Here is a 23,664-nt window from a genome sequence, read left to right on the forward strand (position 1 = left end):
TTCAAAAACTTAAAGCTATGAACACAACGACATTAAAACGAAATCTGACATCAAAACCTTTATTAAAGACTAATGTGTCAACTTTAGAGAGAATCTTAATGGTTACCAGCGGAGCTTATCTTTTATACAATGGATTATCTAAACAAAATAAAAATATTGCCAAAGCCGGAACTGGCGGTGCAATGCTTTTAAGAGGAATTTCAGGATATTGTCCGATATACGATGCTGCAGGTCATTTGATGAATGACAAAGCTTCTAATGTTAATATCAGAATCAACAGTGTGATCAACAAACCGGTAAGTGAGGTGTATGCTTTTTGGAGAAATCTGGAAAATCTGCCGAAATTCATGAATCACCTGGATTCTGTAAGATCTGTGAGCTCCACTATTTCAGAATGGACTGCAAAAGGTCCGGCTGGTCTTGGAAAAATTTCATGGAATGCAGAAATCGTAAGAGATGAAAAAGAACAGCTTTTAAGCTGGAATTCAATTGAAGGATCTACGATTAAAAATGCAGGAAAAGTAACTTTCAAATCCAAAGGAAATGCAACCGAAATAGATGTTACCATCTCTTACCATGCTCCACTAGGAGTAGCCGGAGAAAGTGCCGCTAAATTACTGAATCCTTATTTTGAAAAAATGGTGAAAGATGATATCTCTAACCTGAAATTATATCTGGAATCTGGTCAGAATTAATTATATTCAATTATAAAACGTCTCTTATTAAGAGGCGTTTTTTTTATAAAATCAAAACATCAATGCGAAAACTATAAACAGACAAGTAAATCATGTAATATTTTATTTGTTATTTATTTGAAATTTGAGTTAAATAATAAGATACAAAATGAAAACATTTCTTAAAAATAACGGATTATGCATTTGCTTTCTGACATTATTTATTGTGTCGTTTGCAGGCCAGGTAATTTTAGGTTACAAAGAACACAATAAGGAACTTGTTGACGAAGGAGCGGCAATTATTGGGCTTGCTTCTTATCTCACTTCCGGACATTTTTTTCAATCTACTTTTGAAAACTGGGAAAGCGAATTTCTCCAGATGGCCTTACTGGTTATATTTACCATTTTCTTAAAACAAAAGGGATCTTCGGAATCTAAAAAAATTGATGAACCCGAAGAAGTGGACCGTCAGCCGGATCCTAATAAAAAAGATGCACCCTGGCCGGTAAAAAAAGGCGGTTTTATTTTAAAAATATACAAACATTCACTTACAATTGTGCTTTTGTTATTGTTTGTAATCTCTTTTGTAATTCACTTTTATGGAAGTTTAAAAGATGAAAATGAACAGCTTTTGAGAAAGGGCCAACAACTGGAAACAGTTTCTTCTTATATGGGAAATTCAAGATTCTGGTTTGAATCTTTTCAGAACTGGCAAAGCGAATTCTTATCTGTTTTTGCTATTGTCATGTTATCAATTTATTTCCGTCAAATTGGTTCTTCACAATCCAAACCTGTAGACGCACCACATATGGAAACGGGGGAATAATATTAAAAAATACTGGTTTTCAGATAAAAAAAATTAAAGGTGGAGTTCCGTAAATAGGGAACTTCACCTTTAATTTTTATTTCTTAACTTTTATTTCCATGGATCTAAAACAACTTTGACACAATTATCTTCTTTCTTTTTAAATATTTCATAGGCATGAGCTATTTCAGACAGCGGCAATCTGTGCGTAATAATATCATCCAGTTTCACTTTTCCCTGTACTACATATTCCATTAGTTTATCTATATGTTTGTGGGCAGGCGCTTGTCCTCCTTTCAGAACAATTCCTTTATCAAAAAATTGTCCTAACGGAAAATTATCATAATTCACAGGATAAACTCCCAATACAGAAACAATACCATTTCTTCTAACGGCGCTCATACAAGCCTCGAGTACTTTGATAGACCCTTTTTCAAAATTAATTGTAGCCTTAATGCGATCGCCTATATTTCTGTCGGGTTCAAAACCAACGGCATCTATACAGACGTCAGCACCACGCCCATTTGTCATCGCTCTGATTTGCTCAATTACATCCTTAGGACCATCTTCCCATAACAATGTTACAGAATCTGTTGTCGCTTTTGCCTTATCAAGTCTGTACTGTACGGTATCGACAATAATAACCAGACCAGCGCCTCTTAGCCACGCACTTTTTGCAGCCATAATTCCGACAGGACCTGCTCCAAAAATAGCAACCGTTTCGCCCCCTTTAACTTCTCCCCAGTCAACACCTGTATAACCGGTTGGAAAAATATCTGTTAAAAAAAGCAATTGTTCATCAGATAAATCTTCGGGCACAACTCTTGGTCCGTAGTTTGCATATGGAACCCTTACATATTGCGCCTGTCCACCGTCATAACCACCATATAAATCTGTATAACCAAAAAGTGCTCCTCCTTTTTCTGTAGCTATCCCTCCTTCAGGGCCATAATTCTCGGGATTACTGTGCTCGCAATTTCCAGGCGAATCATGATTACAAAAAAAACAATTTCCGCAAGCGATAGGAAAAGGAACTACCACACGGTCACCTCGTTTTAAATGAGTAACGCTCGAACCTGTTTCTTCAACAATTCCCATAAATTCGTGCCCTAAAACCATCGGTCTGGGCTGCGGAAATCCACCTGAATAAATATGCAGATCTGAGCCACAAATGGCTGTCGAAGTTACCTTTAAAATAATATCATCTTTTTCTTTTAAGATCGGATCGTCGACCGTGTCATATTTGATAGAACCCGGTCCGTGAATAACAGCTGCTTTCATAATAATATCTTTAAAATTAGAATCACTAAGTAACTATAAATAAAATAGTTAAGATTACATTATTTAAACACATTTTTACATAACCTCAAACTTAATTGAAAATTTGTGATGCTTTAAATCCTATAAAATCTGCGCTTAAAAATGTAATCGGAATAGTTAATTATTTTTAAAATTTGTTTTATAAAAATCATAGTTATTATGGAAGCAAAATTTAAAAAAGGTCAGGATGTAAAACAGGAATTTGGCGGGCCAGTTATGAAAGTAATTGGTTTTGAACCTGAATTAATAGAAAATATTATTACACAATGGGAAGATGAGGAAGGAACTATAATTACCGGAAAATTTATGGACTCTGTTTTGGTTCCTGCCGAATAATTTTATAAAGTAAAATTTATTAAAAAGAAGAGCGGGCAGTCTACTATAGACTGCCCGCTCTTCTTTTTAATATTAACTATTAGTGGATTCGCTTCCCGTGCTTCCTGCACCTCCACTGTTATCATTACCGAGATTTTCTTCATTATCCTTCTCGTTTTCATTCTCATCCCAGTCACCTTCGTCGCCCCAGTCTCCTGTATTTGGTTTTTGGGCAGGATCTCTGAATGTTTCTCCTTTTTCTTCTTCGCTATCGGGGAATGACATCTGGTATGCAGGATTTATTCCCATCTCTTCCTGATGGTTACTTTCGCGGATCCAATCAGCATTATTAACATTATTTTCCATGATATTAATTTTAAACGATCATAAATGTGTTTTTTATTTAAAAAAAACCTGTAATCAAACAACTTGGTTACGATTACAGGTTTTTTTCAAATTCTGATGAGAATTATTTTTCGTTTTCATCTTCTTCAGAAGCATCAAAATTGATTGTGTTGTAAGCTGCCTCAGTTAAGATTGTATCAGCTTCTTTTTCTTCTTCCAGAGTTTGTTGCAATAAAGCGGCTGCATCCTCTTCTTCCAAAGTAAGTGCAAAAGCAGCTAATGTACCGTAAGATGCAATTTCGTAATGTTCAATTTTTTGAGAAGCACTAATGATTCCCGCATCGCGCACCGGCCCTTGCTGCGTTTCTTCCATAATGCTTTCGCCTTCTTTAATCAAACCTTCCATAGCATCACATTTCTTTGCTGTAGCTTTCTCTCCTAAGATTTCAAAAACCTGCTCTAATCGTTCTACCTGACCCTGAGTTACTGTAAGGTGTTCATTGATTGCAGTAATAAGGTTTTCTGAAGTTGCATTTTTCGCCATTTTAGGAAGTGCTTTTGTTAAAGCTTTTTCTGCCCAGTATATATCTTTTAAAGAGTCTATAAATAATTCTCTTAAGCCTTCAGCAGCGTTAGATTTTGCTTTTACTGCTCTACCTTTAGATTGTGTTTGTTTTGCGGGAGCTTTTTTTGTACTTGTTTTTTTAGTTTCTGTAGTTTTCATAATAATATTTTTTTTGATAATTAAACTATTCCAAATTTAGATTTCAATACCATACTCTTTTTACAGAATTACGCCAGTTAATTATAAAATAAACATTTTTAATTAATTGTTATTCAAATAGATATTCTATAAATTCTAAATTTTATTTTATAAAAAACTATTATCATCAATATTTACTTTTAAATAAAATCAAAAATTATTACTATGATACAGATAATTGAAGCACCAGAAAACGTCGCTGCTTTCAGAGCTATTGGTGAAGTTACGGCAGATGATTACAAAAATGTTCTTATTCCGGAAGTGACCAGACTTGTGGAGAAAATAAACGAAATTAACTTTTTATTTCTGATTGATACAGAAATCAAAAATTTTACGGCAGCTGCCTGGATGGAAGATGCTTTGCTGGGTTTAAAAAATCTAGGGAAATGGAATCGCGCTGCAATCGTAACCGATTCTGATAAAGCTATAACTTTTACAAACGGATTTAGCTATTTTGTTCCGGGCGAGTTTAAAGGCTTTGCTAAAGATAAATACAATGAGGCGCTGAATTGGGTAGCAAACGGTGATACAAAGTAATATGGCTTCGATAAAAGAAATACTGAACTTTACCAGAAACAGGCAATATCCCTTACCTCAGAGAAAATGGAAATTTTATCAGGAATGGCATAAAACCTTGTTTTTTCATTGGGAAGTTCCGGTTTCTTTTTTAGAACAATATATTCCTGAAGATTTAGAACTCGATACGTACCAAAATAGGGCATGGATTTCTCATGTTTCTTTTGAAGTAAAGAATATGAGAATTCGAAACCTTCCTCCTTTTCCGTATGTATCAAATTTTGAGGAAATCAATATCCGGACATACGTTATTAAAGATGGTATTCCCGGAATCTTCATGCTTTCTATAGAAACCAATAAATTAATTGAGGTTCTCCTTACACGAACATTTATGGGACTTCCTTATCAAAAAGCCATAATTAAACGCCAGAAGAATCAACTGTTTTCAAGAAGTGAAAAATTAGATCATCATCTTGACATCAAAATAGGAAAAACCACTTCTCTCCGAAAAAAAACCGAATTAGACATCTGGCTAACCGAAAGACTTTCGCTTTATGATGTCTGCAATAAGAAGATTTGCCGTTTTGACATTCATCATATGGAATGGAACCTGACAGATCCGGAAGTTACTATAAACGAAATCAGATACGAAACTGAAAAATACAGCTTACATACTTATCCTGATAAAATTCATTATGCAGATAAGATCCAGGTGCTGTTGTGGGGGAAAATCAAGGCATGAAGGGTTCCGTAAAATGTAAATTTAGTAACGCGTAGCTTTAAATTGTATAATTTATTTTTTTTGTAAAGTTCTACTTTTAAATACTCTAATTAGAATTAGAATTAGACCAACTCTCGCTATTAATTAAAATTTATATATTATGACACCTGAAAACTACTTTAATTCGAATCAGCACTATGATGGTGATTTGACATCATACGAAGAACAGCTTCTTTTGAATTACGATAATTATCTGGAAGCTCCACTTACAGGTTTTATGGCTTCTCATAATCATTATGCAATTAACCTTGATAGTCTTCAGGACGAAGAACTCGAAGACGATATGGAATCAGAATATGATGAGAACGACTGGGAAGAGGTAGAAAATGATCTTGACGACGACTTAGTAGAACACTATGATGAAAATGAGCGCGATGTCGACACATTTTCTGAAGATGGATATAAAGTCGATTAAATAAAATATTAAAAAAGCTGATGATTATTTCATCAGCTTTTTTGTTATGGAGCTTATTATAAATTATAATTCATTTTTAAAACTTCCCTCTCCGGGATATTGTATGGATCCTTTTAATTCTTCAATTCTTTTTGGATCAAATTTTGGAAGTTGCAATTCGTTTTGTTCTTTCCATTTTTTCACAGTTTCAGAGACTTCGGCCGATTTTTCTTCCGATATCGGAGTTTCTCTTGCCATATAAATTGTCTGTGAAGGATACGCCAAAGATGTTCCGCTTTTTTCAATAATATCCATCATTCGTAACAATATATCTTCCTGCACTTCTTGTGAAATTTCAAAAGTTACTGCTTCAATGTAGGCTGTTATTTCTACTTTTAAGGCATCAGTTGTTATTCCTGTAAAGCGGACAACAGGAGACGAATTTAAAATCTCCGGATGCGAATACAGCAGCGTCCTCAACTCTATTAACAAAAAGCGCATTTGATCCGGAGTAGTATCCATTCTGAAATTAAAAATCGGATTAAAGAAATAGCGATCCCTGTGCGCAAAATTTTCTATTTTACTGGCAGATAATTGTCCGTTCGGAATGGTCACAATTGTGCGCGCAGACGTACGCAACGTAGTAGAACGCATCCCGATAGATTCGACGGTTCCTTTAATATCGTCGACTCTGCAGAAATCTCCCACTCGTAGCGGCTGGTCGGCAATAAGGCTTACACTGCCCACAAAATTTTCAATTGTTTTTTGCGCACCCAATGCCAATGCTATACCTCCAATTCCAAGGGCGGCCAATCCGGCTGTAACATCTACACCAATGATTCCGAGTATCGCTATAATTCCGATAAAGACTATAGCCACTTTGGTGGTGCGGCTCAAAAATAATATAGCTGAAACCGCAGAAATTCGTCCGCGTCTGTTCATTCTGCTGCGGGCGTACAAACTGACGAAATCGGTCATTCTCCACAGTAATAATAAAAAAGCAACGATTCCGATGGTGATTATAATAATGCTAAATCGCTGCCGCACTACAATAGAAATCCCGATACGCTGCGTAAATGCAACAAACAAAATGACAGCCAGATACATTTCTACCGGCAACGAAAAAGCATCTATTATTGCCAGTCCTTTTTCGCTGTTGGCTTTTTTCCATAATTTCTGAGTCAGAAAAACGGTCAGAAAAATTAGTAATCGCGCAAGAAAATAAGATACAACCGTCATAATTACAATAACAGCCCAATGTCCAATTGGAACATTTCCTAATTTTGTTTCTTTTAAAACTTTCGGAAGAATTTTATCTAAAAATGTTTTCTCGCCTTTAATATCAGCCGACAATATTGCATCTACAGTTTCAGAAGAAAACAGCCATATTGCGGGCTCACTATCATCGGACTGATTTTCGACATATATCGGAATAGAATTTTTATCTGTCGCTATATTTCCAACAAAATCCACTCCTGTCGCTAAATCATCATCTATACGGCCCAGTTCTTTATTACTGATAATTGATGAGGGTGAAAAATTTCCTCCCTGATCTAAAAGCTGCTGAAAAGTCTTTACAATCCTTATTCTTTCGGCATTTTTTCTGTAAGAGCGTTTGCTTAGCACAAAATATTGACTTGCGCGCAGATAATTCTGGTCTCCAATGGCTTTAATAAACCCATTTACTGTTCCCTGCGGCGATCTTCTGCCGAGAGAATCATCCGGAATTTTAGCCTCTTCTTCGGCAGGTTTAACTGAACCCAGAAGCTGTGCCTGCATCAGATCTGGCTTTATCAGTAAGGCCAGAAACAAAAAAGACAACAGCAAACGCTTTATACCTAAAATCATGTTTTACTTATTAGTAGTTCAATTACTAAAATAAGAATTATTAAAGAAAAAAGAAAGCTGAAACTTCCTTCTAACCATTAAAATTTCATTAAAAAGTTATTTAGAAATTCTTTTAAACAAAAAATCCAAATTCCGGAGAGATCCGAAATTTGGATTATATCCCGAAGTTCCGGGATTGAAATTTTATAAGGTTTAGTCTAAAACAAAACTTACGCTCACATTTGCTGTAATTTCTATTTCTCCAATTGCAAGGGTTTCATTAGAAGCGCCTCCCATAGAATCTGCTTCTTTCATTCTCATCGCAGCATACATTGGTTGCGGATGGTAAACCTGAGAATTGTCAGAAATTGTAAATGCTTTACCTACTTTTTGCCCTAAAACAGAAACGTATTCTTCGGCTTTAACTTTTGCATCTTTCATCGCCAGTTTTCTTGCTTCAGACTGGTATTGTGCTAACTTAGAAGATTCAAAAGAAACTCTGTCAATACGGTTAATACCTTGCTGAACAAGACCTTCCATTAATTCATCATACTTAGACAAATCTTTAACTACAATTTCAACAGTTTGGGTAGCATTATAAGAAGTTTTCTTTTTCTCATAATCGTACTGCGGATTAAGAGCTACTTGTTTTGTTTTAAAATCTGCTGTTGGAATATTCATTTTTTTGATGAATTTCAGAACCGCATCCATTTTTTCGTCGTTTTGTTTTTTAACGTCTTTAGCATTATTCCCTTTTGTTTCAACCGAAGCAGAAATACAAACCTGATCCGGAGCAACTTTTACTTTTCCCTCTCCATTAACATTAATTAGAGGTATTTGTTTGATTTCCTGGCCGTAAGACATAGTCATAAACATGATTGTTAAAAATAATACTAGTTTTTTCATTTTTGTTAAATTTTAATATTTAGTTATAGCATTCCAAAAGTTGTGCCAGCATTACAGTTTTCCTAATTTTGCCATTCCAAAAAGTATCAAAATCGGAATCGCCAATAGTATCACCATCAATGTATTGTCTGTAAGCAGGGAGGGCTGTTTGATCAATGTAATTAAATATCCGCCAATAGCACCTCCAAAATGTGCTGTATGGCCAATATTGTCATTTTTAGCCTTCATTCCGTAGATGGAATATAATAAATATAAAATTCCGAAAATATAGGCTGGCATCGGGATAATAAAAAATACTCCAAGCATCATATCAGGCTGTAATAATATCGCCGAATACAAAACCCCTGTTACTGCACCCGAAGCTCCAACGGCACGATAACTGTAATCATTTTTATGCAATAACATGGTAAGAAGGTTTCCGAAAATCAAACTTCCGAAATAAATTAAAACAAAAGAAAAGTTACCAAGCCAGTTTAAAACTACGGGAGCAAAAAAGTAAAGTGTCAGCATATTGAAAATCAAATGCATCATATCTACATGTAAAAAACCCGATGATAACATTCTGATTTGTTCGCCGGAACGAATACTTCCTACATGAAATTCGTATTTCCTAAAAAAATAAAGATCATTAAAACCTTTGTAACTTATAACAGCGTTTGCAATGATAATCGCCACTAAAATGATATTCATAAATAATAATTATTGTGAATTGTAAATATAATCATTCTTAAAGATAAGTTAGCAAGATTGCAAAATATCCATCGTTAATCATTTTTCATTTATCTTTGTAAAAAAAAATTAGATGCAGTTTCTCGTTTACATTTTAGCCTACCCTTTACTTTGGCTGATTTCTATACTTCCTTTTCCTATATTTTATTTGTTCTCCGATTTTGTATACTTTCTGGTTTACAGAGTTATAGGATATCGTAAAAAAGTCGTGCGCGAAAACCTGGCGCTTACTTTACCACATCTTACTATTTCTGAAAGAAAGGAAATTGAAAAGAAATTCTACAAACATATGTGTGATATGTTTTTGGAGATGATTAAAACCATGAGTATCTCAGCCGAAGAAATGGAAAAGAGATTTCATGTAACTAATATAGATCTGGTACTGGATTATGCAAAAAAAGGAAAAAGTGTCATCCTGGTAGCTTCGCATTATGCGAGTTACGAATGGTTACTGACTATAAATAAAAAAATTGGCTTTCAGGGAGTTGCCATTTATAAAAAACTTGCAAATCCGTATTTTGATAAATTAATTCGAAAAATCCGGACAAAATATGACACTGAGCTAATTGAAACCCGAAAAGCAATCCCAACCATGGCGCAAAACCAGCGTGACGGAATTTTAAGCATGTACGGACTCGCAAGCGATCAGTCGCCCAAACTGGACCGAATTTTTCATTCTATGCCCTTTCTTGGTATTGAAGTACCTGTGCATACGGGAGCAGAAATGCTGGCAAAAAAATATGATCTTGCTGTTATAATGGTAAAAGTAACAAAAGTAAAAAGAGGATATTATGAAGCTACATTTTTGACTCTTGCAGATGATTCGAAACAATTTGAAGATTTTGAAATTACCGAAATGTATTTACAGGAATTAGAAAAACAAATCCTTGAAGCTCCTGAATTTTATTTATGGACGCACAAAAGATGGAAGCACCGCATTAAATAATCTACCAAACAAATCAACAAAAAGTCTGAAAAGCAAAACTGTTTTTCGGGCTTTTGTTTTTTATGAAAGTCTTAGATCTCCAAATTATATCCTGTATAGCTTATTTGATGTGTTTTTGTAATGATTTTTAAAATGGATAAAAAAGAGAAACAATTTAAATTTGAATTCTCTAATCTATCTAATAAAACAAAAATTAGTAACCATGATCAAAAAATTACTTCTTTGCATTTCAATATCGTTTTGTTTTTGGACAGTTTCCGCACAAAGTCCGAAAAGAGGAATCGCTTACGGAAATCATTCCAAAAATGATATTCTGGCTTTACAGCCAGGCATTTCCTGGTGGTACAACTGGTCACCAGAACCGGAAACTGCTATTAATCCTGATTATCAATCCTTATCAGTTGAATTTGTACCAATGGCGTGGGGCAAAATCAGTGATGCGGATCTGCAGGCCTTTATCGATAAAATAAAACCGGGCGCAAAATACCTTCTTGCGTTTAACGAACCTAATTTTAATGACGGTGCACGTTTAACACCTCAGGAAGCGGTAAATGCCTGGGGAAATATTGAAAAAATAGCGGCAGCAAAAAACCTGGAGATTGTGAGTGCTTCACCAGCTTATAACGGTCCTGCGAACTATGGCGGAATTTCAGATCCGGTGGTATGGCACAATCAGTTCTTTCAATTATGCCCAAACTGCAAGGTAGATTATATCGCATTTCATACTTATGATGATACCGCGGGATCTGTAATTGGCGTTACCGGACTTCTTAAAAAATTCAACCGCCCTATCTGGGTTACCGAATTTGCAAACCGGGTGATACAAAGCGCTGCAGATAAAACTGCATTTATGAAACAGATTCTTACCAGTTTTGAAAACGATCCGGATATTTACCGTTACTCGTGGTTTACGGGAAGAGTTCCTTCTAACTGGACCGATATGCAGGAAGGCCAACTTTTGGGAGCAGATGGTGTTTTGAGACCAATTGGAACCGAATATATCAATGTACCGTACAATTCTAAAAAAATGACGGTTCCCGGCAGAATTACGGCAAACAAACACTATAGAAGAAAAGGAACAGGACTACAAGCTACAACTGACTCAGGAACAGGTCAGAATGTTTGTTTTAGCAATGCAGGTGACTGGAATGAATTTATGCTTAATGTTGCTCAAGCCGGAACTTATAATATGACTTTTAGAATGGCGGCATTTGCCGATGGTAAATTTGACATTAGCGTAAACGGCATCAAAGTAAAAACAGACGAAACTTTTACCGCGACAGGAGACTACCAGACATGGGGGAATAAAACCGTTAATGGAATTGCACTTACTCAGGGTGAAGTTTATTTGAGAATTCATTTTAAAACAAACGATTTAAATTTCAATTTTATTGATGTCGCAGCCGCAAATTTGGGAGGTGAGGATCATAGTTTAGACCAGGATAGTTTTACGATTTATCCAAATCCGGTTAAAAACCAATCGACTTTGCATATAAAATCTAAAGTGATTGAGCCTCTAACCTTAAAAGTAATTGATATGAAAGGTGACATCTGCTTTTCTTCCAGCGATTATTTTACGAATGAAGATATTAAAATCGGCGAAAAACTCGCGCCTGGCGTTTATATTGTAAATGCTTCTTATGGCAACATTAAAAAGTCTGTCAAAATAATTAAAAACTAAATTAATTATTCAATAAAAAAATCCTCTTTCTGAAATTTCAAAAAGAGGATATTATTTATAGCCGAAGTATTAAATTCCGGCAATTACTTTTATTTCATCAATAATTCTCAATGCCAATTTATCTGCAGCATCCTGAGAAGGCGCTTCGGTATAAATACGGATAATTGGCTCTGTATTTGATTTTCTTAAATGAACCCATTCTGTAGCAAAATCAATTTTTACACCATCAATTGTAGAAATATCTTCGTTTTTGTATTTTTCTGTCATTTGAGTCAGAATCGCATCGACATCGATTTGAGGTGTCAGTTCGATTTTATTTTTGCTCATATAATATTCAGGATATGAAGCTCTCAACGCAGAAACTGACATTTTTTTGTTTGCTAAATGTGTCAAGAATAACGCCACTCCAACCAAACTGTCACGTCCGTAATGCAATTCCGGATAAATGATTCCGCCATTACCTTCACCACCAATTACCGCATTATTTTTCTTCATTAATTCTACCACATTTACCTCTCCTACTGCACTTGCTTCATAGCTGCCGCCGTTAGAATTGGTAACGTCTCTCAAAGCTCTAGAAGAAGACATATTCGAAACTGTATTTCCCGGAGTTTTACTCAAAACGTAATCTGCACAGGCAACTAAAGTATATTCTTCACCAAACATTTCTCCATCCTCAGAAATAAAAGCCAGACGGTCAACATCCGGGTCAACCACAATTCCTAAGTCTGCCTTTTCCTTTACAACCAATTCAGAAATATCCGTTAAATGCTCTTTTAACGGCTCCGGATTATGTGGGAAATGTCCGTTTGGTTCGCAGTATAATTCGACAACTTCAACTCCCATTAATTTTAAAATTTTCGGGATGATAATTCCTCCCGAAGAATTTACACCGTCCACAACCACTTTAAATTTAGCCGCTTTAACCGCTTCGATATCTACTAATGGAAGATTCAGGACTTCATCAATATGAATATCCATGTAGGCATCATTAATTGTAATTTCGCCTAAACTATCTACATCCGAGAAATCGAAAGCTTCTGCATCGGCAATTTCAAGAATTTTTGCTCCGTCTGCACCGCTTAAAAATTCTCCTTTTGCATTTAATAATTTTAACGCATTCCATTGTTTTGGATTATGCGATGCCGTTAAAATAATTCCGCCATCTGCTTTTTCAAGTGGTACGGCAACTTCAACTGTTGGTGTTGTGGAAAGTCCAAGGTCAATAACATTAATTCCTAAACCAATTAAAGTATTCACAACTAAATTATGAATCATTGGTCCCGAAATTCTTGCGTCACGGCCAATTACAACAGTCAATTTATCTTTAGCAATATTATTTTTTAAGAAAGTTCCGTATGCAGATGCAAACTTCACAGCATCTACAGGAGTAAGATTGTCTCCGACTTTTCCTCCGATCGTTCCACGGATTCCGGAAATAGATTTTATTAAAGTCATTTTTATGAGTTAGGGTTATTTTTTTACAAATATAACAAAGTTGCCGGGTTACTGAGGCGCTAAGTTTGCAAGAATTCACATAAAACTATAAGAAAGTACTTTCAGAAGACTATTTTTATAACAAAACCATTTAAAAAAGTTTTTATACATTTACTAAATAACTTAGAAACTTAGTCGCTAAGTATCTCAGAAACTTTAAGAAAAATGAATTTCCTAGCCCATATATATCTTTCCGGAGAAAACGATCTGATTAAAATTGGGAATTTTATGGCCGATGGAATTCGCGGTAAACAATTCGCGCATTTTCCAGAAGATGTTCAAAAAGGCATTTTACTGCATCGGTTTATTGATACTTATACCGATTCCCACGATATTTTCAGAACGAGCACCAAACGCTTACATGACCGATACCATCATTACGCCGGTGTTATTGTAGATATTGTATATGATCATTTTCTGGCAAAAAACTGGGCAAAATATTCTGATGAAAAACTGGAAGATTTTATCCATAGATTTTATAATTCATTACATGAGAATTATGATATTCTAACTGAGAAAACACAGGGTTTAATGCCGTATATGATTGAAAGAAACTGGTTATTGAGTTATCGTACAGTCGAAGGAATTCATCAAATCCTTACTCAAATGGACCGTCGCTCTAAGAACATTTCTAAAATGCAGTTTGCCGTTGAAGAACTAAGAGAATTTTACGACGAATTTGAACAGGAATTTACATTATTCTTCGAAGAAATTAAAGTGAAAGCTAAAGAAAAATTAAACGCTCTTTAATTGCTTTATTTCAATTAAATCTCATTATAATATGAAAAAAATTACGCTTTTACTGGCATTTATTTTTATATCTAATATTCAGGCACAGCAGGCAAACCCCCATCCAACAGGTTTAGTTGTCACTAAAGCGATGGTGGTTTCTGCCCGTGAGGAAGCTTCAAAAATCGGAGCCGACATTATGAAAAGAGGCGGTAATGCTTTTGACGCAATGGTCGGGACAGAACTGGCGCTGGCAGTTTCTTTCCCGTTTGCCGGAAACATTGGCGGAGGCGGTTTTATGGTATACAGAAAAGCAAATGGCGAAACAGGTTCCCTGGATTATCGCGAAAAAGCGCCTTTAGCAGCATCGAAAGACATGTTTCTGGATGAAAATGGAAATGTAATAAAAGGCAAAAGTACCGAAACCGCTTTGGCTATTGGCGTTCCGGGAACTATTGCAGGCGTTTTTGCTGTTCATAAAAAATATGGCACAATGCCAATTGCAAAGATTCTTGAACCTGTAATCGCACTGGCAGAAAGAGGTGTTGTGGTGACAAAGAAACAAGAAAAAAGCTTAAAGGATTATCACGAAAGTATTGTAAAAATAAACGGAGAAAACTCGCTGCTTTCAGGAAATTTCAAAGAAAATGATACTATAAAATATCCGGCGCTTGCAAAGACTTTAAAAAGAATTCAGAAAAAAGGAAGAAATGAATTCTACAAAGGTGAAACTGCAAAAATACTGGTAAAATACCTGAAACAAAAAGGCGGTATTATTACGCTGGAAGATTTAGCAAAATACGAAGCCAAATGGAGAAAACCTTTACAGTTTACTTATAAAGATTTAAAAATTACGTCAATGGCGCCTCCAAGCAGCGGAGGAATTTGTCTGGCCCAGATTCTAAAAATGCTGGAACCGTATGATTTATCCAAAATGGGACACAATACAGCCGAGGCTATTCAGTTCATTATTGAAGCTGAGAGAAGAGCTTATGCCGACAGAAGTTTCTTTTTGGGTGATCCTGATTTTGTCAAAATCCCGGTAAAAGAATTATTGGCAAAAGAATATTTAACCAACCGAATGGTAAGTTTTAATCCTGAAAAAGCAACTCTTTCTTCTGAAATAAAAGAAGGAACTGTAAATTATGCTGAAAGTACCGAAACCACACATTATTCTATCGTAGACCAGTTCGGAAATGCAATTGCCGCGACTACGACATTAAATGATGGGTACGGTTCTAAATATTATTGTGACGAATTGGGTTTTTTCCTTAATAATGAGATGGACGATTTTAGTGCCAAACCAGGTTCTCCAAATATGTTTGGTTTAGTGGGTAACGAAGCCAATAGTATTGCACCTCAAAAAAGAATGCTGAGTTCGATGACGCCAACAATTGTCGAGAAAAACGGAAAATTATTTATGGTGGTAGGAACACCGGGCGGTTCGACGATTATAACTTCTGTTTTGCAGACAATTTTAAATGTTTACGAATATAATCTAAGCATGCAGGAAGCTGTAAATGCACCTCGTTTTCATCATCAATGGCTTCCAGATTTAATAACTTTCGAACCCAATACTTTTGAATCCGGAACAATTGACAAACTCAAATCCAAAAATTACCTGATCAATGAAAAGCCAACTCCTATAATAGGAAAAGTAGATGCTATTTTAGTTTTACCGGATAAAAAACTCGAAGGAGGAGCCGATTTTAGAGGCGATGATAAGGCTGTTGGATTTTAATAGTTCCCCTATTTGTTTTTTTATCTAAGATTATAACCTAATTTTGTAAAACCGATAATTTAAAAACCCAAATGTTAAAAAAATATTTCAGAAGACTCGAAAGCATAATTGCTTTGGCACAATCCTTAATGACCCCAAAGCAGTTTATTTTTTTATCAAGTGTTTTAATTGGTATATCGTGTTCCCTTGCGGTAATTGTTCTGAAAACCTTTGCGCACAGTGTTTTTTCATTCGCAACATACATTAACGAAATTTTAAAATTAAGCTTCATCAATAGTATTTTGCCAATCGTAGGTATTTTATTAACTGTTTTTGTGGTTAAAAAAGTGCTGAATGGAACCATTCAAAAAGGAACTTCTCAAATATTATATGCCGTAGCAAAAAAAGCAAGTATAATTCCGAAAAAGCAAATGTACGCCCAAATTGTTACCAGTTCCTTGACTGTTGGCCTTGGAGGTTCTGCAGGTTTAGAAAGTCCGATTGTGATTACCGGTGCTGCATTTGGTTCTAATTTTGCGCAAAATTATAAATTACAATATAAAGACAGAACGTTATTAATTGGATGTGGAGTTGCAGCAGGAATTGCAGCCGCTTTTAACGCGCCAATAGCGGGAGTGCTTTTTGCAATCGAAGTTTTATTGGTCGATGTAAGTATTTCTGCCTTTACTCCTATTATGATTTCTGCTGCAACTGGTGCTTTGGTTTCTGCTATTGTCCTGGACGAAACCATTTTATTGAGTTTTAAAAAGCAAGAAACATTCGACTTTCATAACATTCCTTTTTACGTACTTTTGGGAGTACTGACGGGATTAGCGGCGATTTATTATTCCCGTAACTTTCAACGTGTCGAACATTATTTTTCGAAACAGCAGATCGATCCGTATAAAAAAGCTTTGATCGGTTCTTCGCTGTTAGCCTTATTAATTTTTATTTTTCCGACACTTTTTGGTGAAGGATATGAAAGTATAAAAACGCTTTCTGAAGCAGATCCGGGGAAAATTTTGGATAATACATTGTTTGCCGATTTTAGAAACAATCAGTGGGTTTTACTGCTTTTTGTTGGTGCGACGATGATGATGAAAGTTTTTGCTTCCGGACTAACACTTGGAAGTGGAGGAAACGGAGGAAACTTTGCCCCTTCTTTATTTTTAGGTTCTTATTTGGGCTATTTCTTTTCTAAATTTATTTCCTTAATCGGATTATCAAAACTTCCGATTTCTAATTTTACAATGGTCGGAATGGCCGGAATCTTAAGCGGTCTTTTCCACGCGCCACTTACGGCCATATTCTTAATTGCAGAAATTACAGGAGGTTACGGTTTGATGATTCCGCTTATGATAGTTTCCTCTATAAGTTTTGCGATCTCAAAACGTTTCGAAAAATATTCGCTTGACGTAAAAGGCCTTGCCAAGAAAGGCCACGCATTTACCAGTAATAAGGATTCTAACATATTATCGACTTTGGATATTGACGCAATCATTCAATGTGACTATTTAACCGTGCATCCGGAGGAGAATCTAAGCAAATTAGTCGACTTGATTTCACATTCTAATCAGGTTGTTTTTGCTGTTGTAAATCATGACAAAGATCTCGTTGGTGTCGTGCATTTTAACGATATCAGAGAAATTATTTTTAATGCGTATCGTGTAAAATATACTTTGATTAAGGATGTAATGAAAACACCACTGGCTACAATTTCATCTCACGATAGTATGGAAATTGTAATGCGTAAATTCGAAACCACAAAATCGGCTTTTCTTCCGGTTTTAAGAGATGGAAAATATCACGGCTTTATCTCCAAATCCATAGCGCTTGAAGCTTACAGAACCAAACTACGTTCTATGACAATTGAATAGCTTAATATCGGATAAGTTAAAAATTTTATTTATCCGATATTAAAAATTATCTTTGTCGGATGTGGAACATCGATTTAACATATCGCTCAGAATTTGAATCAACCTTTGAAAGATTGTATCAAAAAAGACAGGATCTGCAGAACAGCAGACCGCTGCCTAACATCGCCTTGAATAAAATCCGCGAAAGCTTATCTTTAGAATGGACTTATAACTCCAATAGTATCGAAGGAAATACAATGAGTTTAAGAGAAACTCAAATGGTTATTCAGGAAGGAATTACCATTAAAGGAAAATCGCTTAGAGAACATTTTGAAACTCACAATCACGATAAAGCGATTGATTATCTGTATGCGATTGTTGGCGAAGATTATAAACTTAGAAGTATCGATATACTTTCAATACATGGTTTAGTGTTAAGATCTATTGAAGATAATTTTGCAGGAAGAATTCGCAATGGAGGCGTTCGCATTTCCGGCGCTAATTTTATGCCTCCAAATGCTAATAAGGTTTCAGATTTTTTGGATGAACTGATTGATTTTGTTAATACAAATCCTTTGGGTTTAAATGATGTAGAATTAGCCACTCTTTACCATCATAAACTAGTCTGGATTCATCCTTTTTTTGATGGAAATGGACGCACAGTCCGTTTGAGTATGAATTTACTTTTAATGCGTTGTGGTTTTCCCCCGGCTATTATTTTAAAAAATGACCAAAAAAAATACTACGAAGCTCTAAATCAAGCCAATAATGGCAATTATCATAAACTTATACTTCTAATGTGTCAGGCTTTAGAAAGAACATTAAATATTTATTTGAATTCGATGCCAGGTTACGATAATGATTTTCAGAAAATTTCTGACATCGTACGTGAACCGCAGACGCCATACGGACAAGAATATATAAGTTTATTGGCCAGAACAGGTAAAATTGACGCATATAAAGAAGGCAGAAATTGGTACACAACCAAGGAAGCAATTGAAAATTATATGCAAAACAGGCAAAGAAAACGCTAATCAATAATAGCTTATTTTGTTATTAATTGTAACATAAAGTTTTGCTATCGAGCACAAAAAGACCAAATCAAAGTGGTAACTTTGCGTTTTGCTCAAAATTATGTTAGAAAAAGACAATACTATAGAAGTTCTTGGTGCAAGAGTTCACAATCTAAAAAACATTGATATTTCTATTCCGCGCGAAAAACTGGTTGTAATAACCGGTTTATCAGGCTCAGGAAAATCATCATTGGCATTTGACACTATTTATGCCGAAGGTCAGCGTCGATACGTTGAAACTTTTTCGGCCTATGCCAGACAATTCCTTGGCGGACTGGAACGTCCGGACGTTGACAAGATTGACGGACTTTCTCCTGTTATTGCAATTGAACAAAAAACAACCAGTAAAAGTCCGCGTTCTACCGTTGGAACTATTACCGAAATTTACGATTTCCTTAGGCTTTTATACGCTCGTGGAGCTGATGCATACAGTTACAATACCGGCGAAAAAATGGTTTCCTATTCTGATGAACAGATAAAAGATCTGATTATTGAAGATTATAATGGAAAACGAATCAATATCCTTGCGCCGGTCATTAAAGCCAGAAAGGGACATTATGCAGAATTATTCCAGCAGATCACCAAACAGGGATTTCTGAAAGTTCGTGTAAATGGCGATGTTCAGGATTTGGTTTCAGGAATGAAACTGGATCGTTATAAAACCCATGATATTGAAATTGTAGTAGACAGAATGGTTATTGAAGATAACCCAGACACCCAAAAAAGACTGGCAGAAAGTATAAATACTGCCATGCACCACGGCGAAGATGTCTTGATGATTTTAGATCAGGATTCGAATGAAGTGCGCTATTTCAGTAGAAATTTAATGTGCCCATCAACCGGAATTTCTTATCAAAATCCGGAGCCAAATTTGTTTTCATTCAACTCACCAAAAGGTGCCTGTCCACACTGTAACGGATTAGGAACTGTGAATGAAATCAATGTAAAAAAGATTATCCCAAATCCGAAATTATCTATTAAAGGCGGTGGATTTGCTCCATTGGGTGAATACAAATCTTCGTGGATCTTCAAACAACTGGAAACCATTGGAGAAAAATACGGTTTTAAAATAACCGATGCCATTGAGAAAATTCCGGAAGAAGCCATGACGATGATTTTGTATGGCGGAAAAGATAAATTTGCGGTAAATTCAAAAGATCTTGGTGTAACCCGTGAATACAAAATTGATTTTGAAGGAATTTCTAATTTCATCAAAAATCAATATGACGAAAGCGCCACAACCAGCATTAAACGTTGGGCAAAAGATTTTATGGATGAAATTCCATGTCCGGTTTGTGAAGGTTCACGTTTGAAAAAAGAAGCACAATTTTTTAGAGTGAATGGCAAAAATATCACCGAATTGTGTGATATGGACATCTCGGATTTAACAGCCTGGTTTCAGGATTTAAATAGTCATTTATCTGACAAACAGCTTTTAATTGCTTCTGAAGTAGTTAAAGAAATTAAAGACCGACTGAACTTTTTAATGAATGTTGGACTTAATTATCTGGCTTTAAGCCGAAGTTCAAAATCACTTTCGGGTGGTGAAGCACAGCGTATTCGTCTCGCTACACAAATTGGTTCACAATTGGTTGGAGTTTTATATATTTTAGATGAGCCAAGTATTGGTTTACATCAAAGAGATAACGAAAAACTGATTAAATCACTGGAACAATTACGTGATATTGGTAACTCGGTTATTGTTGTCGAGCACGACAAAGACATGATCGAAACAGCAGATTATGTAATTGACATCGGGCCAAAAGCAGGAAAATATGGTGGTGAAATCATTAGTATTGGAACACCGGAGGAAACTTTAAAATCGGATACTATTACCGCTCAATACCTGAATGGTAAAATGAAGTTGGAGATTCCGAAAGAAAGAAGAAAAGGAAACGGCAAATTCTTAAAACTAACCGGAGCGACCGGAAACAACCTGAAAAATGTTTCAATTGAGATTCCGCTTGGTCAATTAATCTGTGTTACGGGAGTTTCTGGAAGTGGGAAATCGACTTTAATTAACGAAACCCTCTACCCGATTCTGAATGCGTATTATTTTAACGGAGTTAAAAAACCACAACCTTATAAAAAAATTGAAGGTTTAGAACATATAGATAAAGTTATCGATATTGACCAAAGTCCGATTGGAAGAACGCCACGTTCCAATCCAGCAACTTATACAGAGGTTTTCACCGAAATCAGAAATCTGTTTACGATGACTTCTGAAAGTATGATTCGCGGTTACAAAGCCGGGCGTTTTAGTTTTAACGTAAAAGGCGGACGTTGTGAAACCTGTGAAGGTTCTGGTGTACGAACTATTGAAATGAACTTTCTGCCAGATGTATATGTTGAATGCGAAACCTGTCAGGGAAAACGTTTTAACAGAGAAACCCTGGAAATTCGTTACAAAGGAAAATCCATTTCTGATGTTTTGGATATGACAGTTGATGAAGCAGTTCCGTTTTTTGAAAATATTCCGAAGATTTACAGAAAAATCAAAACGATCCAGGATGTAGGTTTAGGTTATATCACACTTGGTCAGCAAAGTACAACACTTTCTGGTGGAGAAGCGCAACGTATTAAACTTGCAGGAGAATTATCTAAAAAAGATACCGGAAATACATTTTATATTTTAGATGAGCCTACAACCGGGCTGCATTTCGAAGACATTCGCGTTTTAATGGAAGTCATCAATAAACTGGTTGATAAAGGAAATACGATTCTGGTTATTGAACATAATATGGACGTTATTAAACTTGCCGATTATATTATTGATATTGGCCCCGAAGGCGGAAAAGGCGGTGGGCAGCTGATCGCGAAAGGAACTCCGGAACAAGTAGCTAAGAATAAAAATAGTTACACGGCTAAGTTTTTGAAAAAAGAATTATCTTAGTATTTAATATTTACAAAATATTTTTGATTATGAACGGTTTAAGTTTAAAAGTAGATTTGGATTTTAAAGAATTACTAAAAGTAGTTAAACAATTATCTCCTGCTGAAAAATTAAAACTCAATGATGTAATTTGGAAAGACAATGATTTTGAAATACCTGAAGAACATCAGAGGATTGTTTTAAGCAGAATTGAAAAAAGTAAAAATTCACCTGAAAGAATGCTTGATTGGGATGAAGTTTCAGATTTACCTATTCAATAAAAATGTACCAGATAGATAGATGAGAACGCCTTAAAAGATTTGAGGGAAATTGTTAAGTGGTATAGTGAGCAATCGCAAAATTTAGGGACTAGATTTCATAAACAAGTCAAATCTCAGATTAACTATTTAAAAACATATCCCTTTGTATGTACCATTCGTTATCAGAATATTCGATGCATGCTTGTTAAGAAATTTCCATTTATGATTCATTATATAGTAAATGAAGAATTAAATGTTGTAGAGATTTATTCTATATTCCACACCAGCAGAAATCCAGAAATTTGGAATTCCGAAAAGAGATAAAGCAAAAAAATATTTAGCGCCAAAAAGTAACATAATTCACTGATAATGAATCAAAAGTCTCAAATTGATTATTATCATAAGATTACTTTTGGATTATAATTTGTGTTTTCTGTAACAATTCTGGAAAAAAGAGTTAATTTAGTGTCCGCTTTTTCTGAAAAATGTAAAGTTTAAAGAAAGATTTTTCAATTAAACCAATTGTTTATTTTGAACCAACTGCCCTAGCCCTGATGGGAGCGGCATCCTTTTGTGGTGGGGTTCACCACAAAAGATACAGCGGACAGCAGGAAATAGCTTCTTCCTCTGACTACGCTCAGGATGAAAAAAAACATAAATAAAATAATAAACTAAAATACCTAAAATGAGATTAGAAGATTTTGATAATGACGAAGATAGAGTAATTCAGGACCGTTTGAAACAAAAAACGTGGAATGAGATCCGAACCAATGACAGCTGGGCGATTTTTAAAATTATGTCGGAGTTTGTAAATGGTTACGAAGCAATGGGTCGTATTGGTCCGTGTGTTTCTATTTTTGGATCGGCCAGAACAAAACCGGACGACAAATATTATTTACTGGCTGAAAAAATAGCTTTCAAAATTAGTAAGGCAGGTTACGGTGTAATTACAGGTGGAGGACCCGGAATTATGGAAGCCGGAAATAAAGGTGCACATTTAGGCGGCGGAATTTCGGTTGGACTGAATATTGAACTTCCTTTTGAGCAGCATTTTAACCCTTATATTGATCACGATAAAAACCTGAATTTTGACTATTTCTTTGTGAGAAAAGTTATGTTTGTCAAATATTCACAAGGTTTTGTTGTTATGCCGGGTGGTTTCGGAACTTTAGACGAAATGTTTGAGGCCATAACATTAATTCAAACCAAGAAAATTGGAAAATTCCCAATTATTTTAGTCGGAGTTGAATTTTGGTCTGGACTAATCGAATGGGTAAAAACAGTTTTGGTTGAAAAAATGCAAACCGTAAGCCCAGACGATTTGAATTTGTTTAAGATTGTAGACACTGAAGATGAGGTTGTTGAGGCTTTAGATAAGTTCTACAAAAAATACGATCTTAGTCCGAATTTCTAAAATTTTTTTTTTCAGCAGAAAATATTTCATAATAAATATATTCGCCGTTTGGGGCTCAAATACCTAAAGTATCGTAAAAATTGAAAGCTGTTTTATAAACAGCTTTTTTTATGTTATTTTTACAAAAACCAAAGTTACGATAAGTCCGTAACTTAGATATATCCTGTAATTTTTAAGCCAGTTTTTTTTTGAAAGTATTTTATAAAATTATCTGCCCATTATTAGTTTTATTCTTTTCGAT

The 23,664-nt window shown here is 35.3% G+C and carries 23 protein-coding genes; 16 read left to right on the forward strand and 7 right to left on the reverse strand.

All coding sequences use genetic code 11. The annotated features are described in order from the left end of the window. Positions 1 to 17: 17 nt before the first annotated feature. Together ABEB31_RS01045 and ABEB31_RS01050 are read left to right on the forward strand one after the other, a co-directional pair. A complete protein-coding gene (locus ABEB31_RS01045) occupies positions 18 to 695 on the forward strand; it encodes an SRPBCC family protein (protein ID WP_347049449.1) in 678 nt (225 codons plus the stop codon). 148 nt (positions 696 to 843) lie between these two features. Next, a complete protein-coding gene (locus ABEB31_RS01050) occupies positions 844 to 1,500 on the forward strand; it encodes a DUF6766 family protein (RefSeq protein ID WP_347049450.1) in 657 nt (218 codons plus the stop codon). A 90-nt stretch (positions 1,501 to 1,590) separates the two neighbouring features. Here the strand turns inward: ABEB31_RS01050 and ABEB31_RS01055 are convergent, their stop codons facing one another. Beyond that, a complete protein-coding gene (locus ABEB31_RS01055) occupies positions 1,591 to 2,760 on the reverse strand; it encodes a zinc-dependent alcohol dehydrogenase (protein WP_347049451.1) in 1,170 nt (389 codons plus the stop codon). 198 nt (positions 2,761 to 2,958) lie between these two features. On the opposite strand from ABEB31_RS01055, the gene ABEB31_RS01060 reads away from it, so the two are divergent. Continuing rightward, positions 2,959 to 3,135, forward strand: a complete 177-nt coding sequence (locus tag ABEB31_RS01060; protein ID WP_347049452.1) for a hypothetical protein — start codon at positions 2,959 to 2,961, stop codon at positions 3,133 to 3,135. Positions 3,136 to 3,207: 72 nt separating this feature from the next. Here the strand turns inward: ABEB31_RS01060 and ABEB31_RS01065 are convergent, their stop codons facing one another. Both ABEB31_RS01065 and ABEB31_RS01070 read right to left on the reverse strand, forming a co-directional pair. Then, the gene (locus ABEB31_RS01065; RefSeq protein WP_347049453.1) at positions 3,208 to 3,480 is read right to left on the reverse strand and encodes a hypothetical protein; all 273 of its coding nucleotides are present in this window, start codon (positions 3,478 to 3,480) and stop codon (positions 3,208 to 3,210) included. Positions 3,481 to 3,583: 103 nt separating this feature from the next. After that, positions 3,584 to 4,183 carry a YciE/YciF ferroxidase family protein gene (locus ABEB31_RS01070; protein ID WP_347049455.1) on the reverse strand — a complete coding sequence of 200 codons (600 nt, stop codon included), beginning with the start codon at positions 4,181 to 4,183 and terminating at the stop codon, positions 3,584 to 3,586. 204 nt (positions 4,184 to 4,387) lie between these two features. Between ABEB31_RS01070 and ABEB31_RS01075 the strand changes: the two genes are divergently transcribed. From ABEB31_RS01075 to ABEB31_RS01085, 3 genes are all read left to right on the forward strand, one after another. Beyond that, a complete protein-coding gene (locus ABEB31_RS01075) occupies positions 4,388 to 4,759 on the forward strand; it encodes a SpoIIAA family protein (protein ID WP_347049456.1) in 372 nt (123 codons plus the stop codon). 1 nt (position 4,760) lies between these two features. Beyond that, entirely contained in the window at positions 4,761 to 5,480 is a 720-nt protein-coding gene (locus ABEB31_RS01080) for a YqjF family protein (RefSeq protein ID WP_347049458.1), read from the forward strand. Between the two features lie 139 nt (positions 5,481 to 5,619). After that, the gene (locus tag ABEB31_RS01085; RefSeq protein WP_347049459.1) at positions 5,620 to 5,934 is read left to right on the forward strand and encodes a hypothetical protein; all 315 of its coding nucleotides are present in this window, start codon (positions 5,620 to 5,622) and stop codon (positions 5,932 to 5,934) included. A gap of 63 nt (positions 5,935 to 5,997) precedes the next feature. On the opposite strand, the gene ABEB31_RS01090 is transcribed toward ABEB31_RS01085, so the two are convergent. The 3 genes from ABEB31_RS01090 to ABEB31_RS01100 form a co-directional block, all read right to left on the reverse strand. Beyond that, positions 5,998 to 7,761, reverse strand: a complete 1,764-nt coding sequence (locus tag ABEB31_RS01090; protein WP_347049460.1) for a mechanosensitive ion channel family protein — start codon at positions 7,759 to 7,761, stop codon at positions 5,998 to 6,000. 192 nt (positions 7,762 to 7,953) lie between these two features. Continuing rightward, the gene (locus tag ABEB31_RS01095) at positions 7,954 to 8,646 is read right to left on the reverse strand and encodes an SIMPL domain-containing protein (protein ID WP_347049462.1); all 693 of its coding nucleotides are present in this window, start codon (positions 8,644 to 8,646) and stop codon (positions 7,954 to 7,956) included. 51 nt (positions 8,647 to 8,697) lie between these two features. Continuing rightward, a complete protein-coding gene (locus tag ABEB31_RS01100; protein ID WP_347049464.1) occupies positions 8,698 to 9,336 on the reverse strand; it encodes a rhomboid family intramembrane serine protease in 639 nt (212 codons plus the stop codon). Positions 9,337 to 9,448: 112 nt separating this feature from the next. Here ABEB31_RS01100 and ABEB31_RS01105 point away from each other — a divergent pair, with 112 nt between their 5' ends. Beyond that, positions 9,449 to 10,321: a lysophospholipid acyltransferase family protein gene (locus ABEB31_RS01105; protein ID WP_347049465.1), complete on the forward strand. Its 873-nt coding sequence runs from the start codon at positions 9,449 to 9,451 to the stop codon at positions 10,319 to 10,321. A gap of 202 nt (positions 10,322 to 10,523) precedes the next feature. Beyond that, entirely contained in the window at positions 10,524 to 12,002 is a 1,479-nt protein-coding gene (locus tag ABEB31_RS01110; protein WP_347049466.1) for a glycosyl hydrolase, read from the forward strand. Positions 12,003 to 12,071: 69 nt separating this feature from the next. Here the strand turns inward: ABEB31_RS01110 and glmM are convergent, their stop codons facing one another. Further along, positions 12,072 to 13,460, reverse strand: a complete 1,389-nt coding sequence (gene glmM, locus ABEB31_RS01115) for a phosphoglucosamine mutase (protein ID WP_347049467.1) — start codon at positions 13,458 to 13,460, stop codon at positions 12,072 to 12,074. 204 nt (positions 13,461 to 13,664) lie between these two features. Between glmM and ABEB31_RS01120 the strand changes: the two genes are divergently transcribed. The 8 genes from ABEB31_RS01120 to ABEB31_RS01155 all read left to right on the forward strand — a co-directional run bounded on the left by ABEB31_RS01120 (position 13,665) and on the right by ABEB31_RS01155 (position 23,423). After that, a complete protein-coding gene (locus ABEB31_RS01120) occupies positions 13,665 to 14,249 on the forward strand; it encodes an acyl carrier protein phosphodiesterase (RefSeq protein WP_347049469.1) in 585 nt (194 codons plus the stop codon). Between the two features lie 31 nt (positions 14,250 to 14,280). Then, positions 14,281 to 15,969 (forward strand): gamma-glutamyltransferase, encoded by a 1,689-nt coding sequence (gene ggt / locus ABEB31_RS01125; RefSeq protein ID WP_347049471.1) that lies wholly within the window; start codon positions 14,281 to 14,283, stop codon positions 15,967 to 15,969. Between the two features lie 71 nt (positions 15,970 to 16,040). Next, positions 16,041 to 17,825 carry a chloride channel protein gene (locus ABEB31_RS01130; RefSeq protein ID WP_347049472.1) on the forward strand — a complete coding sequence of 595 codons (1,785 nt, stop codon included), beginning with the start codon at positions 16,041 to 16,043 and terminating at the stop codon, positions 17,823 to 17,825. A 59-nt stretch (positions 17,826 to 17,884) separates the two neighbouring features. After that, entirely contained in the window at positions 17,885 to 18,838 is a 954-nt protein-coding gene (locus ABEB31_RS01135) for a Fic family protein (protein ID WP_347049474.1), read from the forward strand. Between the two features lie 100 nt (positions 18,839 to 18,938). Then, the gene (gene uvrA / locus ABEB31_RS01140) at positions 18,939 to 21,770 is read left to right on the forward strand and encodes an excinuclease ABC subunit UvrA (RefSeq protein ID WP_347049476.1); all 2,832 of its coding nucleotides are present in this window, start codon (positions 18,939 to 18,941) and stop codon (positions 21,768 to 21,770) included. A gap of 29 nt (positions 21,771 to 21,799) precedes the next feature. After that, positions 21,800 to 22,030, forward strand: coding sequence for an addiction module protein (locus ABEB31_RS01145; RefSeq protein WP_347049478.1), 231 nt, complete (start codon positions 21,800 to 21,802; stop codon positions 22,028 to 22,030). Positions 22,031 to 22,045: 15 nt separating this feature from the next. Then, positions 22,046 to 22,333 (forward strand): type II toxin-antitoxin system RelE/ParE family toxin, encoded by a 288-nt coding sequence (locus ABEB31_RS01150; protein ID WP_347050030.1) that lies wholly within the window; start codon positions 22,046 to 22,048, stop codon positions 22,331 to 22,333. Positions 22,334 to 22,694: 361 nt separating this feature from the next. Continuing rightward, a complete protein-coding gene (locus ABEB31_RS01155) occupies positions 22,695 to 23,423 on the forward strand; it encodes an LOG family protein (RefSeq protein WP_347049479.1) in 729 nt (242 codons plus the stop codon). Positions 23,424 to 23,664: the final 241 nt, after the last annotated feature.

Source organism: Flavobacterium olei, assembly GCF_039749035.1.
GTDB classification, from domain to species: domain Bacteria; phylum Bacteroidota; class Bacteroidia; order Flavobacteriales; family Flavobacteriaceae; genus Flavobacterium; species Flavobacterium olei.

What these genes read in the sequence shown, in the direction of transcription:
- ABEB31_RS01090 (WP_347049460.1), bottom strand. Translation starts at nt 7,761, where the DNA reads ATGATTTTAGGTATAAAGCGTTTGCTGTTGTCTTTTTTGTTTCTGGCC.
- ABEB31_RS01095 (WP_347049462.1), bottom strand. Translation starts at nt 8,646, where the DNA reads ATGAAAAAACTAGTATTATTTTTAACAATCATGTTTATGACTATGTCT.
- ABEB31_RS01130 (WP_347049472.1), top strand. Translation starts at nt 16,041, where the DNA reads ATGTTAAAAAAATATTTCAGAAGACTCGAAAGCATAATTGCTTTGGCA.
- ABEB31_RS01045 (WP_347049449.1), top strand. Translation starts at nt 18, where the DNA reads ATGAACACAACGACATTAAAACGAAATCTGACATCAAAACCTTTATTA.
- ABEB31_RS01065 (WP_347049453.1), bottom strand. Translation starts at nt 3,480, where the DNA reads ATGGAAAATAATGTTAATAATGCTGATTGGATCCGCGAAAGTAACCAT.
- ABEB31_RS01120 (WP_347049469.1), top strand. Translation starts at nt 13,665, where the DNA reads ATGAATTTCCTAGCCCATATATATCTTTCCGGAGAAAACGATCTGATT.
- glmM (WP_347049467.1), bottom strand. Translation starts at nt 13,460, where the DNA reads ATGACTTTAATAAAATCTATTTCCGGAATCCGTGGAACGATCGGAGGA.
- ABEB31_RS01070 (WP_347049455.1), bottom strand. Translation starts at nt 4,183, where the DNA reads ATGAAAACTACAGAAACTAAAAAAACAAGTACAAAAAAAGCTCCCGCA.
- ABEB31_RS01100 (WP_347049464.1), bottom strand. Translation starts at nt 9,336, where the DNA reads ATGAATATCATTTTAGTGGCGATTATCATTGCAAACGCTGTTATAAGT.
- ggt (WP_347049471.1), top strand. Translation starts at nt 14,281, where the DNA reads ATGAAAAAAATTACGCTTTTACTGGCATTTATTTTTATATCTAATATT.
- ABEB31_RS01145 (WP_347049478.1), top strand. Translation starts at nt 21,800, where the DNA reads ATGAACGGTTTAAGTTTAAAAGTAGATTTGGATTTTAAAGAATTACTA.
- ABEB31_RS01105 (WP_347049465.1), top strand. Translation starts at nt 9,449, where the DNA reads ATGCAGTTTCTCGTTTACATTTTAGCCTACCCTTTACTTTGGCTGATT.
- uvrA (WP_347049476.1), top strand. Translation starts at nt 18,939, where the DNA reads ATGTTAGAAAAAGACAATACTATAGAAGTTCTTGGTGCAAGAGTTCAC.
- ABEB31_RS01085 (WP_347049459.1), top strand. Translation starts at nt 5,620, where the DNA reads ATGACACCTGAAAACTACTTTAATTCGAATCAGCACTATGATGGTGAT.
- ABEB31_RS01060 (WP_347049452.1), top strand. Translation starts at nt 2,959, where the DNA reads ATGGAAGCAAAATTTAAAAAAGGTCAGGATGTAAAACAGGAATTTGGC.
- ABEB31_RS01050 (WP_347049450.1), top strand. Translation starts at nt 844, where the DNA reads ATGAAAACATTTCTTAAAAATAACGGATTATGCATTTGCTTTCTGACA.
- ABEB31_RS01155 (WP_347049479.1), top strand. Translation starts at nt 22,695, where the DNA reads ATGAGATTAGAAGATTTTGATAATGACGAAGATAGAGTAATTCAGGAC.
- ABEB31_RS01080 (WP_347049458.1), top strand. Translation starts at nt 4,761, where the DNA reads ATGGCTTCGATAAAAGAAATACTGAACTTTACCAGAAACAGGCAATAT.
- ABEB31_RS01075 (WP_347049456.1), top strand. Translation starts at nt 4,388, where the DNA reads ATGATACAGATAATTGAAGCACCAGAAAACGTCGCTGCTTTCAGAGCT.
- ABEB31_RS01055 (WP_347049451.1), bottom strand. Translation starts at nt 2,760, where the DNA reads ATGAAAGCAGCTGTTATTCACGGACCGGGTTCTATCAAATATGACACG.
- ABEB31_RS01135 (WP_347049474.1), top strand. Translation starts at nt 17,885, where the DNA reads ATGTGGAACATCGATTTAACATATCGCTCAGAATTTGAATCAACCTTT.
- ABEB31_RS01110 (WP_347049466.1), top strand. Translation starts at nt 10,524, where the DNA reads ATGATCAAAAAATTACTTCTTTGCATTTCAATATCGTTTTGTTTTTGG.